At 48.7% G+C, this 14,617-nt stretch carries 14 protein-coding genes and 1 tRNA gene; 6 read left to right on the top strand and 9 right to left on the bottom strand.

All coding sequences use genetic code 11. The features are described from left to right. Positions 1 to 39: 39 nt before the first annotated feature. Positions 40 to 1,776 (bottom strand): ABC transporter substrate-binding protein, encoded by a 1,737-nt coding sequence (locus tag QQL65_RS01880; protein WP_284361519.1) that lies wholly within the window; start codon positions 1,774 to 1,776, stop codon positions 40 to 42. A 213-nt stretch (positions 1,777 to 1,989) separates the two neighbouring features. On the opposite strand from QQL65_RS01880, the gene QQL65_RS01875 reads away from it, so the two are divergent. Together QQL65_RS01875 and glpD are read left to right on the top strand one after the other, a co-directional pair. After that, the gene (locus QQL65_RS01875; RefSeq protein ID WP_284361517.1) at positions 1,990 to 2,760 is read left to right on the top strand and encodes a DeoR/GlpR family DNA-binding transcription regulator; all 771 of its coding nucleotides are present in this window, start codon (positions 1,990 to 1,992) and stop codon (positions 2,758 to 2,760) included. Beyond that, positions 2,757 to 4,337 (top strand): glycerol-3-phosphate dehydrogenase, encoded by a 1,581-nt coding sequence (glpD, locus tag QQL65_RS01870; protein WP_284361515.1) that lies wholly within the window; start codon positions 2,757 to 2,759, stop codon positions 4,335 to 4,337. The genes QQL65_RS01875 and glpD overlap by 4 nt, the downstream gene beginning before the upstream one ends. A gap of 31 nt (positions 4,338 to 4,368) precedes the next feature. Here the strand turns inward: glpD and QQL65_RS01865 are convergent. After that, positions 4,369 to 4,445, bottom strand: a tRNA-Ile gene (locus QQL65_RS01865). Between the two features lie 226 nt (positions 4,446 to 4,671). On the opposite strand from QQL65_RS01865, the gene QQL65_RS01860 reads away from it, so the two are divergent. Together QQL65_RS01860 and QQL65_RS01855 are read left to right on the top strand one after the other, a co-directional pair. After that, positions 4,672 to 4,998: an ArsR/SmtB family transcription factor gene (locus QQL65_RS01860; RefSeq protein ID WP_284361510.1), complete on the top strand. Its 327-nt coding sequence runs from the start codon at positions 4,672 to 4,674 to the stop codon at positions 4,996 to 4,998. A 120-nt stretch (positions 4,999 to 5,118) separates the two neighbouring features. Further along, complete coding sequence (locus tag QQL65_RS01855; protein WP_284361507.1) at positions 5,119 to 5,847, top strand: SIMPL domain-containing protein; 729 nt, start codon at positions 5,119 to 5,121, stop codon at positions 5,845 to 5,847. Between the two features lie 39 nt (positions 5,848 to 5,886). Here QQL65_RS01855 and QQL65_RS01850 read toward each other — a convergent pair whose 3' ends face one another. The 5 genes from QQL65_RS01850 to QQL65_RS01830 form a co-directional block, all read right to left on the bottom strand. Next, entirely contained in the window at positions 5,887 to 6,711 is an 825-nt protein-coding gene (locus tag QQL65_RS01850; protein WP_284361504.1) for a sulfite exporter TauE/SafE family protein, read from the bottom strand. Next, positions 6,711 to 7,163 carry an ankyrin repeat domain-containing protein gene (locus tag QQL65_RS01845; RefSeq protein ID WP_284361501.1) on the bottom strand — a complete coding sequence of 151 codons (453 nt, stop codon included), beginning with the start codon at positions 7,161 to 7,163 and terminating at the stop codon, positions 6,711 to 6,713. The genes QQL65_RS01850 and QQL65_RS01845 overlap by 1 nt, the downstream gene beginning before the upstream one ends. Positions 7,164 to 7,188: 25 nt before the next feature. Then, positions 7,189 to 8,577, bottom strand: a complete 1,389-nt coding sequence (locus tag QQL65_RS01840; RefSeq protein ID WP_284361498.1) for a RimK family alpha-L-glutamate ligase — start codon at positions 8,575 to 8,577, stop codon at positions 7,189 to 7,191. Positions 8,578 to 8,710: 133 nt separating this feature from the next. Next, complete coding sequence (locus QQL65_RS01835; protein ID WP_284361495.1) at positions 8,711 to 9,325, bottom strand: LysE family translocator; 615 nt, start codon at positions 9,323 to 9,325, stop codon at positions 8,711 to 8,713. Positions 9,326 to 9,386: 61 nt separating this feature from the next. Next, positions 9,387 to 10,019, bottom strand: a complete 633-nt coding sequence (locus QQL65_RS01830; protein WP_284361492.1) for a helix-turn-helix transcriptional regulator — start codon at positions 10,017 to 10,019, stop codon at positions 9,387 to 9,389. Positions 10,020 to 10,312: 293 nt separating this feature from the next. Between QQL65_RS01830 and QQL65_RS01825 the strand changes: the two genes are divergently transcribed. After that, positions 10,313 to 11,785, top strand: coding sequence for an MFS transporter (locus QQL65_RS01825; RefSeq protein ID WP_284361489.1), 1,473 nt, complete (start codon positions 10,313 to 10,315; stop codon positions 11,783 to 11,785). Between the two features lie 24 nt (positions 11,786 to 11,809). Continuing rightward, a complete protein-coding gene (locus QQL65_RS01820) occupies positions 11,810 to 13,252 on the top strand; it encodes an MFS transporter (protein WP_284361486.1) in 1,443 nt (480 codons plus the stop codon). Between the two features lie 11 nt (positions 13,253 to 13,263). Here QQL65_RS01820 and QQL65_RS01815 read toward each other — a convergent pair whose 3' ends face one another. Further along, a complete protein-coding gene (locus QQL65_RS01815; protein ID WP_284361485.1) occupies positions 13,264 to 13,554 on the bottom strand; it encodes an HlyU family transcriptional regulator in 291 nt (96 codons plus the stop codon). A 59-nt stretch (positions 13,555 to 13,613) separates the two neighbouring features. Further along, positions 13,614 to 14,411 (bottom strand): NTP transferase domain-containing protein, encoded by a 798-nt coding sequence (locus tag QQL65_RS01810; protein WP_284361483.1) that lies wholly within the window; start codon positions 14,409 to 14,411, stop codon positions 13,614 to 13,616. Between the last annotated feature and the right edge of the window lie 206 nt (positions 14,412 to 14,617).

Genomic DNA, 14,617 nt, shown 5'->3' with positions numbered 1-14,617 from the left:
CCAGCTAACAGGGTCAGAGATGTTCTGACGGGAGTTCGACTAGTTCGAATTCCAGCGTGCAACGAGGTCCTCATAGCGAATGGTTTTACCCTGAGGCTTCTCATTCTCTAGTTTTGGCTTCGCGCCACCATTGGCGAACCACCACTCAGCATCACGCTCTTCATTCAGACGTGGGCCACAGCCACCATAGACGCCAGCGGCTTCGTCTGCTGCCTGCATACGGGCCATTGTGATGTCCATTTCTTCAGCCAAACGATCCATGGCTTCTTGCGGTGTAAAAGCACCAGAGTTCACGTCACCAATTTGCTGCCACCAAATTTGGGCAAGCTTTGGATAATCAGGCACGTTGATGCCTGTTGGTGACCACGCAGTGCGGTCAGGTGAGCGATAAAACTCAACCAAGCCACCTAGTTTTGGCGCACGTTCAGTGAAGCTCTCGTGATTTACCGAGCTGTCGCGAATGAAGGTCAAACCAACGTGAGACTTTTTCACGTCAACCGTTTTAGACACAACAAACTGAGCATAGAGCCAAGCAGCTTTTGCACGATCAAGTGGTGTAGATTTCAGGATTGTCCATGAACCCACATCTTGATAGCCAACTTTTTGACCCTCTTCCCAATATGGACCGTGTGGGCTTGGAGCCATACGCCATAGTGGATTGCCTTCGTCATCGACAGTGTTGTTGCCTTCAGATTTTGGCTTCACCATGTCGGCGGTAAACGCTGTGTACCAGAAGATTTGCTGGGCAACGTTACCAATGCTCAATGCTGGTAGCGACTGATAGAAATCAAACGCTGCAGCACCTGGAGGCGCATATGCACGCAACCATTCGTCCCATTTACGGATCGCATAAACAGCCGCTGGGCCGTTTGCAGCTCCGCCGCGTGTTACGGATGCACCAACAGGGTTACAAGAACCCTCTTCCATGCGAATGCCCCACTCATCAATCGGCACACCGTTTGGCTCACCTTTTGAACCAGCGCCAGCCATTGAAAGCCAAGCATCAGTCATCCGCCAACCAAGGTCAGGCGCACGCTTACCATAGTCCATGTGTCCATAGACTGTGGTGCCATCAATATCGACAACCTTCGTTGTAAAGAACTCAGCGATATCTTCATAAGCTGACCAGTTCACTGGAACGCCTAGATCATAACCATATTCTTTTTTGAAAGCTGCTTTGATGTCTTCACGATCGAACCAGTCCTTGCGGAACCAATAAAGGTTGGCAAATTGCTGATCTGGCAATTGATAAAGATCGCCATCTGGACCAGTAGTAAACTGCGTGCCCATAAAGTCGTCCAGATCAAGCATTGGGTTGGTGACATCAGCACCTTCGCCAGCCATGAAATCTGAAAGGTTATAAGCGAGCTGCAAACGTGAGTGCGTGCCGATTAGGTCACTGTCATTCACATAGGCATCATAAAGATTACGCTTGGTTTGCATTTGCGTTTGAACCGCCTGCACCACTTCGCCCTCACCCAAAATCTGGTGATTGACTTTAATGCCAGTGATTTCCTCAAATGCCTTGGTCAGAACTTCGGACTCATATGAGTGCGTGGGAATGCCTTCAGACAGCACATTGATTTCCAAACCCGCGTAAGGTTTGGCAGCATCAATGAACCACTGCATTTCATTCATTTGTTCTGATTTTGACAAAACGGACGGCTGAAATTCAGCGTCAATCCATTTTTTTGCCTCGTCGGGACCAGCAAACGCCGATCCAGTACCTGCGAGCACGGCCGCAACCGCTACTGCACAGAGAAGATGCTTCTTCATCTTGTCCTCCCATTAAATTCCAGCCAGATCACTCTAGCTGCAACAATATTCATTCGAACTATTAAATTTGTCAAACTATTTTTTTAGTAGAACTGTTTTTATTGTTTTTACTAGCTTTTTTCGTAATCAGGTTAACACCAATGTTCATTTTCACAATTTACAAGTTCGTTTGAACATACTAAGTTACCTTCGACTTTCGCAAGGAGAAATCGAATGCAGCAGCCTGAACGACTCGAAAAGATAATCGAGATGCTCAATGAATTGGGTCAAGTTGATGTTATCTCCCTTGCTAATTCTTTCGACGTCACTGAACAAACCGTGCGGCGAGATCTTGCGACCTTGTGCCAACGTGGACTTGCCACACGTATGCATGGCGGCGCCCGACGCCTCGCCTCCACTGCTTCCCTTAGCTACGAAGCGCGGCGCATGAACAATATTGCAGCCAAAAGCGCAATCGGCAAAAAAGCAGCCGAATTGATCCCCGACGCTAGCTCAGTCATACTCAACATTGGCACCACAACGGAACAAGTGGCAACAGCCCTTGCTGGCCATCAAAACCTCAAAGTAATCACCAACAACATCAACATAATTTCAATTATGCAGAGCGCCAATCTGAGTTCACTTATTCAAGTGGGCGGCATGGTTCGACAAAGCGATGGGGCAGTTGTTGGTGAAGAAGCCGTCGAATTCATTTCTCGTTACAAAGCTGACTATGCGGTAATTGGCGCGTCCTCCATTGATGATGATGGATCGATTCTTGATTTTGATTCGCGCGAAGTCGCCGTAGCACGGGCCATTCTAAAAAACGCGCGCACGCGTATCTTGGTCGCCGACCAATCCAAATTTGAAATCAACGCCCCGGTGCGCATCGCCTCAATCGATGAAGTTGATTTCGTTGTGATGGACGCAGAACCTTCCAACGCCTTTGCCCAAGCAGCGCGCGACGCCGGTACACAAATTCTAGTAGCAGGATCAAATCAATGAGCACGTCTGACAACGAACAGATTTACGACCTTTTCATCGTTGGAGGCGGCATAAATGGCTGCGGTATTGCACGCGATGCGGCAGGACGCGGTTTGTCCGTCGCGTTAGCAGAAATGAATGATCTCGCGTCAGCCACCTCGTCGGCTTCAACCAAACTCTTTCACGGTGGATTGCGCTATCTTGAGTATTTCGAGTTTCGTCTGGTGCGCGAAGCCCTAATTGAGCGTGAAAACCTGCTCGTCGCCATGCCGCATATCTCTTGGCCAATGCGCTTTGTGTTGCCCTACCACCAGGATATGCGCTTCGAAAGCAACACACCCACATCCAAGCTGCTCACAACCTTTATGCCTTGGATGAAAGGACAACGCCCCGCTTGGCTTATTCGCCTTGGATTGTTCATGTATGACAATCTTGGCGGACGCGAAATACTGCCAGGCACCATTACGCTAAATCTGCAGACTTCGCCCGAAGGCAAGCCAATAAAGGAAAAGTTTGAACGCGCCTATGAATATTCGGACTGCTGGGTCGAGGATTCACGTCTAGTTGTGCTGAACGCGCGCGATGCGGAAAATCGCGGCGCAAAAATCATGACGCGCACTAAGGTTGTTGATGCCACGTCAAAAAATGGTGTGTGGACCATTAAAACGGAAGACCAACTCACTGGCAAAACAAAAGTTTTCAGCGCGAAGCTGCTGGTGAATGCTGGAGGGCCTTGGGTTGAAGACATTATTCGCGGCATTGCGCACATCAAAACCAACGAAGGCATTCGTCTGGTCCGAGGATCACACATCGTCACCAAAAAACTATTTGATCATGACAAAGCGTATTTCTTCCAAGGTGAAGATGGACGGATTATCTTTGCCATCCCCTATGAGCAGGACTTCACGCTAATCGGCACCACAGATCAGGACCATGACGACATCCGCACCCAGCCCGAATGCACGCCTGAAGAACAAGAATATTTATGCAAATTTGCATCTCAATACTTCAAAAAGCCAATCAAGCGCGATGACATTGTCTGGACCTACTCGGGAGTCCGCCCACTTTACGATGACAATGCGTCTTCAAGTACGGCGGCCACGCGCGAATATGTGCTTAAACTCAATGAAACCGGCCAAGCCCCTGCCCTAAACATCTTTGGTGGCAAAATCACGACCTACCGACGCTTGGCAGAATCAGCAATTGCCAAGTTCGAACACTTCTTCCCTCAAATTGGAGAAAAATGGACCAAGCGGGTTGCACTGCCTGGCGGTGATTTCCAACACCACCAAATCCAGGAACTCGCTGACCGACTGCAGAAACAAATTCCGGACCTCTCGCATAAGACTGCGCAAAGGCTCATCCGCGCCTATGGCACCGATGCATTCACACTCACAAAAGACGCAACAAACGTCAAAGACTTGGGCAAAGACTTCGGACAAGGCATTTACGCCAGCGAACTCGATTGGGTCATCGCAAATGAATGGGTTAGAACCGCGGACGACTATTTGTGGCGCAGAACCAAGATGGGCCTGCGAGTCGATGAAGCGCAAAAGCGTGCGATAGAAGCCTATATTGTAAAGACGCAATCCGCATAGGTGATGACAGATAATTTGCGGTCAGAAAAAATGGTGGGCCCGGTAGGACTCGAACCTACGACCAGACCGTTATGAGCGGTCGGCTCTAACCAACTGAGCTACAGGCCCAACCCGAGCATGCTAATAGCAAGCCTATGCAGATTTTAAAAGCCAAATTTACCCCATTGATCACATTAATATAATTGAATAGGATGAGTATGATTTTCACTCTATAGAGTAAGAATCATATGACCGCACAGAACGCCAACTAATCAATCTACTGACACTGCGCCGTCATAATTGTAATAAATTTCAATTGACAATTGGGGCCATACTGCCCTGAAAGCGGATTTTTATGTCTTTAAATTCAAGCGAAATAAACACTGCACCATCCTTCTCGACTGATCTCTATTATTCCGCCGGCGAAGCATCGTCTTTGCTCAAAGCGATTGCTCATGAAGGCCGACTGATGATTCTATGTCGTCTTTCAGAAAGAGAAGCATCGGTTTCAGAACTTGAAGACCTTTTGGAGGCACGCCAAGCAGCCGTGTCTCAGCAGCTCGCAAGGCTCCGCCAAGAGGGCCTCGTTCAAACGCGCCGAGATGGAAAAGCAATCTACTATTCACTCGCCGACGAACGCGTTCGCGACATTATCAGTGCGGTGCATGGTACGTTCAGCTAACGCATAAACTCGTCTGCAAGATAATCTGACACGTCAAATTGCGACAAACCGAATGATTGCCCAAATCGGGCCGTAATGAAGTGGCATCACATTTGCACGACATTTTCTATGGAGATTAAGATGTTTAAGCGTGTTTTGCCAATTCCTGTTGCGCTGATCTGCGCACTTTCGAGCCTGCCTGCAATTGCTCAGGATCACGCTCAGCCAGCAACAATTAATATTTCAGCTTCGGGCGCTGCAACCGCGGCGCCGGATATGGCAACGGTAACTTCAGGTGTCGTCACACAGGGAGAAACCGCACGCCAAGCCCTATCGGCAAATAATGAAGCAATGTCTGCCCTTATTGCGGTTCTTGAGGATGCGGGCATTGAAAACCGCCACATTCAAACCTCAGGATTTTCGGTACAACCAAACTACGTTCACTCGGACAAACGCGATCAAAACGGTTACGTGTTGCCGCCCAAAATCAATGGCTATCGCGTCACCAACATGGTGACCGTTAGCGTTTACGACCTCGACAATTTGGGCATTGTTTTAGACAAATCAGTCTCTGTCGGCGCGAACTCGATCAATGGGGTTACCTTTGCGGTATCCGACCCCGGCAAACTGCTCGATCAAGCGCGCAAAGAAGCTATGAAAGAGGCGATCAAAAACGCCAGCATTTACGCAGACGCCGCAAATGTTGAGCTTAGCCGAATAATCAACATTTCTGAAAATACAGGCTATTCACCGCCGCAATTCAAAAACATGGCGCGTATGGAAATGATGAGCGCAGATGTTGTCCCCATGCAAGCCGGTGAAATTGACTACTCAATCACCGTCAATGTGACGTGGGAAATCTCACAATAACTCGAGCTAGATAAGGCGGCATTCGAAGCCGCCTTTTTCTTATCCAAACAGCGCTTGGATAATCATGCGCGTTCCAACAATTAACAAATACACCGCCAATACGCGTTTCAACAAAGTCGCAGAAAGCTTATGCGCAATAAACGCGCCCACCGGGGCAAACAAGATAGCGCCGATAGCTAGCGACGCCATTGCAGGCAATGACAGGTAGCCAAGCGAGAATTGCGGTAGATCAGCAACGTTCCAACCCGAAATAACGAACCCAATTGCTGCAGGTAGCGCAATGAACACGCCAAGCGCGGAACTCGTGCCAACTGCGGTATGCACAGGCGTGCCAAGCGCAGTCATTGTTGGAACGCTGAGCGAGCCACCGCCGATCCCCATAAGCGAAGAAACATAACCAATAAATGCAGCGCTCATGCGGTGGGTAATTGGCGATGCCGATAAACCGCTCATCAGCTTCTTTTGCAGTGGCACAACTGAGTTGACCGCAATGAAGAAGGCCATCACACCAAATATGATGCGCAGTACGAACGCTGAGTAGAACCCGGCACTTATGCCGCCAATAAATGAAGCGACCACCATCGCAGGTGCCCAAAGCAACAATAGATCCTTAGATACTGCGCCGCGTTTGGCATGAGATCGCGCACTGGACAATCCAGTGGGTACAATGACCGCAAGTGATGTTGCAACTGCGACATGCATGATCAGCTCGTTCGGCATCCCCATTAACTGAAAAATCGTCGCCATGACAGGCACCATGATAATGCCGCCACCAACACCAAGCAAGCCAGCCATAAGCCCGCCCGCAACGCCTGCACCCACTAGCCATAATGCCATGGGTGCAAGTTCCATCAACTGATTCATTATCTACTCATCGCCTCGCGCAAAACTCTCACGACCTCTTGTCGCCTGTCTTGCGGCGCACTGCAAGTAGCGTCCAGTGCTGTTCGTCCATCATTTGCAGCCACGTGAGGGTCAGCTCCGTAATTTAACAGAGTGATCACAGCATTTACGCTACACCAGCCAGCAGCGTTGTGAAGTGCGGTTCGTCCATTAGGAATAGCTACATTTGGATTGGCACCTGCTGCAAGCAGAACGTCCAAAACGGAAAATCCTCCCTTCGGACCGGTCGCCACAAATACCAAAGGATGTCCAACCCCATTGACCATGTTTGGGTCAGCACCATCAGCAATTAGAAAAGACAGCTGCGCCGCATCATTGCTGCGAACAATATCAAAAATCTCAGGTTCATCGCCCAAGCGCTGCACGCATCCAAGTAGTGTCAAAAACAGGGGTAATATCAAAATCAATCGCATTGCATTTCCTTTCCCCCGACGCCTTTTATCCTCGTTTGCGCTTCGCCACACCTGCCGGCAATCGCGAATAGCGCACAACATACTCGACAATTTCGTCCGCCACATCAATTTTAGCTACGGCGTTAAACGCTTCTAATCCCGGCGAAGGAACAACATCCAACACCAAAGTTCCATTTTTGGATCTTACCAGATCCACACCAGCAAATCGTAAACCAAGCACTTTTGCAGCTTTGAGGACCAAAATGCGCTCTTTCTTGGTGATTTTGACCTTCGAATAGTCGGGTGTTTCTTCGCTAATTAGTTCGCCATCATATCGAAATGCGCCGATAATTTTGTTACCTAGAACCAAGCAACGCACTCGATTCCGCCCACCACCTTCTGCCTCGCCACGGACCAAAACACTTGAGCGCAATTGGCGGAAGCTAGACAACGCACCTCTTGCGGCCTGTAGAGTTTCCCCAATAACTGTGCCCCGGCTCTGAGCACCATCCAGAAAGCGCAGCAAAAACGGCAATTCTTTCAGTCGGTCAAACGACTTCTTCATGTCAATAGACGTGTGAGCAAAGGCTGTTTGTGGCATTGCGGCCCCTGCTTTTGCCAGCAGTTGCACTGCTAGGACCTTGTCCCGCGACGCACCAATTGCCGCTGCATTGTTTAAACAAAATGCGCCATTCAATTCGAATTGCCGCACAATTGACAAACCGTAATTTGTCGTCGACCAACCAAAGCGTGGAACAATTGCATCAAAGGGTTCGAGGATATTTCCCTTGTAGAAGATCTCAGCCTTTCCTTCGTTGATGTCCACATGGCAACGCGTTGGGTCCAAAACCTCCACTTCAATGCCATGCGCTTTAATTGCCTTGATCAACAGCCTATTAGAGTAGTTTTTGGGTTCCTTGCTCAAAATAGCAAACCTTAGCCGATGCTCAGGGACCGCTGACGCAAGTTCATCATAAGCAGACACATCTAGGTCGCCATTGATGCGCACGGCAATTGGGTCAACAACAATACGTCCTTCCATTGCTGTCCGACCGAGCAATTTCCGGTAATTCATTGACTCGCGGTCGGTTAGTGACAACTCAATTTCCCATTGATGATCGCCAACTCTGAGCGTCGTGCGCACTATGGGGCGCATTTCTGCGATACCATTAGATGATATGATTTCACGGTATGCAACCAAAGGTGCCGTGCACCAAATTTGCAGATCTGGTCGTTCGACCACTGGCTGAACACCAAAACGGATCATCCGCTGCCCGTCTTCTTCAACTTCCTCATATGCGAATGCATGCAAAGACGAGGTTTTTGCCCCAGTATCTACTTTTGCCAAAACTGCAGGCAATCCCAATTCCGGAAATGATACCCACTCTTCATGACCGACACTTATTTTTGGCAAACTTGATTTCGATGGAGCCACCAGCAACGTTCCTTTGTACCAGCGCAAAGTTGGACTTTCGCATTCTATCGCGAAAATTAGAAAGTTGCATTACAGCAAAAAATCCCGCCAGGCGACGGGATTCTTTGTCGAGACGCAACTAGATATATATTGACTATTGCTCGCCAACAGCCAGTTTGGCAGCCAGCAGCCCAAAACTTACCGCCACAGTGCGTCTGAACCAACGCATAAAAGTCGGCGAGTTTGTCAAAAGCTGCCGAATTGAGAAAGCGAGCACGGCAAAAACAGCAAACACCAAAAAGGTCAACGCCATAAACACTGCACCTAACACCAGCATTTCAACTGTGCTGTTCGCGGTACTCACATTCACAAATTGTGGTAAAAAGGCCATAAAAAACAACGACAATTTGGGATTTAGCGAGTTTATTGCAATGCCAGAAGCGATGACTTGTAGCATCGATGGCACCTGACGTGGCTTGTCATCCAACTTAATCGGCCCAGCTGAACGCAATGTCTGCCATGCAAGGTATATCAGGTAAGCCACACCCGCATATTTAACGAACTGAAACGCCACGGCACTAGTATGCATCAAGACAGCAAGGCCAAAAATCGCCGCCATCAAATGCGGTACAATGCCCATGGTGCTGGCAAATGCCGCAACTAAACCGGTGCGCCAACCACCAGCGATTGCCATTGCAATGGCGTACACCATGCCAGTGCCAGGAATCAAAATCACCACCATGCAGGTCAAAAAATATTCAAATGTCACAAAATATTCCTCCAAAACTATCCACCAGCAAACCTAGTCACAGTTTGCGGCATAAATAGAGCTATGAAGTCTTTTCAACAATTCGATAGGTACAGCGGCGCGCACCCGACACAATATGGCTTTCGCGATTGATCTCGGCATTATCGCCCAACACCTCTTGGAAGAGCTGCAATTCTGACCTGCAAAAACCTTGGCAAGATGTCGCCGCAATACAAATTGGGCAATGGTTTTCATGCAACAAAAAGCCACCTTCAACCTGCTCAACTTCCGCCATATAGCCCTCGGCTTCACGGATTTTAGCGAGTGTTTTCACCTTGTTTGCTAATGAGTCTGACTTCTCAACTTGCGGTTTGTATATTTCCAAAGAACGCTTTTCGCGCTTGTTGATGAGTTTATTCAATCCCTCTTCGCCGAACGTTTCGACAACGGAGTTGATCATCTCAAGCGTCAAGTCTGCGTGCCGATCGGGAAATCGCGAATTGCCTTGTTCAGTGAGCTGCCAATACTTTTTCGGGCGGCCAACGCTCTCGCGGCGGTCCTCGCTAATCACCAGCCCCTGCTGCGCGAGTTTTTCCATATGTTGACGCACCGCAACCGAAGTAGTGCCAACCAGCTCACCCAATGCAACCGCAGTTTGGGGACCCCGCGTCTTGATTAGAAATAGTAGTCGCTCAATGGTCTTTTCGTCGGACATGACAATCCAATACTATTGTTGGTTGCGCCACATTAATAAAAAAAGATTTGACTTGTCAAATAATCTCACCTATCACCAATAAAGAAAGATAAATATTATTTAATTAGCGAGGACATTATGCGCGCATTTTCAAAGAACACTCTCCCTAGAGCTGTTTCCCCCTTTGGTTCGCAAGTCCGTCGCTACGCCCTGTTTTCTGGCACATTTGCCCCCGCCGGCAAACAGGGCAACTCTATTTGCGCACAATGCCAGCAAATTCAATCCAATCACGAAATCTATGCGAACATCGCTAGATGATGGTCGATTCATCTGCTGCAAATGGTGCAAATGCACACGTGAAACTGATCGACCTATTCACTGAGGGGCGCGCACTGCTCACCCTGACGCTAATACTATCTGTCGGCTCACACGCCACCAACCTATTCGTCACGCGAACCGTTCTACCCACTATTGTTGCAGATATCGGCGGCAAAGAACTCATGTATTGGGCGCTAGCTCTGTTCCAAATAGCTGCGATTGTAGGTGGCATGGGCTCTGCACAAATAAAGGCAAAGCTAGGCGGTCGACACACAGTTTACTTTGCGTCTGGCCTATTGGTAGTCGGCTCTTGTTTTGCTGGCTTTGCAAACCATTTCGTTTTTCTAGTTATTGGACGCGGCATCCAAGGTTTTGCAGAAGGCATGTTGATATCGCTCGCTTACATTATCTTGTCCGAAAGCTACAAGAACAACCTCATGACCCGCATGATTGGTTTATTGGGAATTGTTTGGGCCGTGGCATCACTCGTCGGACCTCTCGTTGCCGGAGCGTTGGAAGCAAACTTTGGTTGGCGCAGCGCCTTTCTTGTCAACTTAGCAATTGCAGCGACATTGGTCATCCAATCGAGATTTTCAGTCAAACAGCAGATCGATCGATCCAACACGAAATCTATTCCATTGTTGCGCTTGTCCATTTTTGTCTTTGCCATCACAGGCATTTGCTTAACTGGCCAACTTACGCAACCAACCCATATCGCAACGGTAATAGCAATTTCAGTCGCGATCCTGCTGTTTGCGGTAAAAAGCGATAGGCAAGCCAACAATCGATTGTTGCCCAAATCTATGTTTGGCTTTTCGGGCTCTGTTGGGCTTGGTGTTTGGATTAGTATATTTATCAGCGTTCCATTGGGCGGACACGCCGTTTACGCGGTTGCGCTCATCCAAGGCATTTGGGAGCTGAACCCGATGAACGCGGGTTATGTTGCGTCCATATTAGCGGCCAGCTGGTCGTTTGTCGCTTGGGGCCTTTCAGGCGTCACAACGCTCAAGAACCAGCTTTTCTGCATTCGGCTCGGCATATCAATGATTTGCCTCAGCTTCCCACTAATCGCGATCGGCATGGCCAATTCCGATCTAGCCATTGTTGCACTTGGCTTAGCTTTAACAGGTGCTGGTCTTGGCACTGCAACCATGTTTTTGGACAAAAAGATTATGCAAGCCGCACCAAACCCTGAAAAAGACCGAACCACTTCAATGCTGCCACCAATTGACAGTGCCGCAAGCGCAATTGGCGCAGCGTTCGGCAGCATTCTAGCATTGTCATTTGGCCTTTTTGGCGGCAGCCCAGAGTTTGGTATCATCGATGCACAGATCGCCATCCAAGTCGCGCCCACACTGTACCTTGTCTTCTTTCTCGTCAGTTTGCCTGCTATGATCTTGTCCTTATTGCTACCTCTCGACGATTCTGCGCTGCACACCAAACAGGATGTAGTTGCAGGTCCTCTTTAAGCTTTTCGAGTTTTTCGTATTTTTATGACTGAATTTGCCCCACACGATAGATCCGAAAACGGCCTATTCTCCAACGCTTTTCTGCCGCTTACATTGGTCAACATTTTGGTGGTCTTGTCTCACGCGGTGAATGGCTATGTCACCGCAGTTATAGCCCCATCCATTGTGCTAGGCTTAGGCGGCGCACAATATATGTTCTGGTTATTCGCCCTTTATCAAGTTGGGTCAATCTGTGCAGGAATTGTAGCTGGCAACTTCAAGTTAAGGTTCGGCACCCGGCCGATTTTCATTAGCGCAAGTCTATTGCTTGCAGCAGGCTCAACAATTGGCGGCATAGCCGACAATCTCACAATCGTCATCTTTGCACGTGGCATTCAGGGGCTGTCAGAAGGCATGCTTATTTCGTTGTTGTATGTGGCGCTTTCAGACCATCTGCCGCAGAGACTCTTACCACGCATGATGGCCCTATCATCAACACTTTGGTCGGTTGCCGCTGCTGCGACCCCTGCACTTGCCGGCACGCTCACACAATTCGTATCCTGGCGCGCTGCATTTCTTTTTAACCTGCCGCTCGTCGGGCTTTTGCTTGTGCTGGCGGTCAGTTTCTTGCCAAAGACTGAGCGCCCGAGCGAAAATCCGCCATTTCCTTTAAAGCGCTTGGTTCTCTTGCTTGCAGCATTGCTTATTGTCGGCTTTGCCGGGCAAGTCCAAGATCTAGTATTGCTTGGCGCTATCATCGCGCTCGCAAGTGTATTGCTTGTGGCCTTCGCCACATTTGACCAAAAAGCCGTTGAGCGGTTTATGCCGCCCAATCTGTTTTCACTCAAAACCAATATGGGTCGCGCCTTTTTAGCCCTTGGCCTATTTGCACTCGGCTCCAGCGCCACCAACATCTATATGGTGGCCATTCTGCAATCAGTTTGGGACTTAACGCCTCTTACAGCTGGATACACCGTCGCCCTTATCGCATTTTCCTGGACAGTTTTTGCCTGGATGTCCAACAACATCAAAGACGAACATCGCCGCCTCATCTCTATCAAACTTGGTTCTGCCGCCATATTTGCAGGTTATCTCATCGCCGCCATAGGGATATCACAAGGCCTATATCTTGTTGTGACCGCTGGATTGATTGCCATTGGCGCCGGCTTCGGATCATCTAGCCCCTTGCTAAGGCAAACAATAATGACACAAAGTCCATCAGAGCATAAATCAATTGCTTCAGGTGCGATGGCTCCAATTCAATTCACTGGTGCAGTCGTCGGCGCCGCAATGGCGGGCTTCATCGCATTAGCATTGGGGTTGTTTGAAGGCGCAGACAGCGGCAAGGTCTTTTCTCCCGAAGCAGCCAAGTCAGCGGGCGCGGGGTTACTTTTTGTCTTCACGCTGTTCCCAGCATTGGGGTTCTTGGCAAGTCTACAATTGAGCCAATCGGATTCCACTGCCCAACCTACAAAAGACGCGGCTTAAACCTGCGAGCTTTATGAAAAGAGCGCGTCGCCCTGCTCTTTTATAATCTGCTTGCCTTTGTCAATCGCGGCCGTGCTCGCCATATCCGCACTCGCCAATCGGTCGGCTCGAATGAATTGTGAGGACTTCAGTTCGCCATCGATTTCTTTTTCGATTAGGCCGGCAAGTTGGTATTCTGATCCAGCTTTCATCTCGATCGCCTTTATCGCATACCCTTCGTGGCTTTCTTCGCCCAAAACCTTTGGTCCCGCAGGTGCGCCAGCAGTATCACCCATTCCAAAGAGCTTTTTCAAAAACGACATGAAGTTCCTTTCAATCGCGATACAAATTGGTCGCGTAATCGCAAATTCTTTTGAACAGCTTAGTACAAGACATTGACGATGATTACGCCAATTAATGTCATTACCGTCCCCAATATCGCACCAAAAATCAAGTTGCGATGTTCCTTAACCCGTCTTTTTGCCACAAATGCATTCGCTTTATCCTGCCATCGCGCCAGCCAATTTTTGTAGTCTCGCGGCAAATCAAAGTCTTCGGTAAAATCATCAATATGCACAAAGCTCACATTCGGCTTGCCCGGCAAAGCAGCCGTTGCCAAAAACTTGCGATAAAGCTGCCACCCCGATGGTCGAGATTGCCCCGTACCAAATGTCCGCAACACTTGATCAAGTTCATTGTGGTTTTCTGAAGTAAAACTTACTGCAAATATTTCACCGTGGTCACAACCTGTGAAGCTACTTTCACGATTTCGACCTAAAAATCTGATTGTATTTGGTACACAAACCAACATTTCATTTAGCGCACAATCTGAATAATAAACATCAGCAAAAGCCAACACCGTCTGGCCATCTGCGTTCCACAAGTCGCGCGATGATAGGAACTTGTCAGCGTCTGAGTTTGTGGGATTGGGGTCAATTGCTACGGCGTTCTGCATCACCGCGGTAAGGTCGTCGCGTCGAACCAATAACTCGATGGACTGAACCCCCAGCTTGCGCAATCGAGCAATTGTGTTTTCGACCAGAGGCACACCATCGATCGGCACCATGAACTTTGGAACTTTCATGAAGTTCCGCCATCGCGCGCCGTCACCGGCTGCCAACAACAACACGCTAATTTTGCTACTTAGACTGTACAAGACGCAACCCAACTTTCTCACCATTGGTGCATCTTCTTACAAACAATTATTTCAATTGGCCAGCGCTAGACGAGTATCAAAAACCTGCTGAATTGTTAAATACAATGTATCCAGCATTAATCATTTGCGAAGACTTCTTAGCTAAAAACCAAAGCAAGAGCATTCTGCTATCCTCATGAATTGATTCAATAAATCAAAATAACCTTCTGATCTAGAATCGTTATTTTCCT

Source organism: Maritalea porphyrae (genome assembly GCF_030159895.1).
GTDB classification, from domain to species: Bacteria; Pseudomonadota; Alphaproteobacteria; order Rhizobiales; family Devosiaceae; genus Maritalea; species Maritalea porphyrae.
The sequence above is the reverse complement of the archived record's forward strand: the minus strand, read 5'-3'. Positions and strand labels throughout refer to the sequence as shown.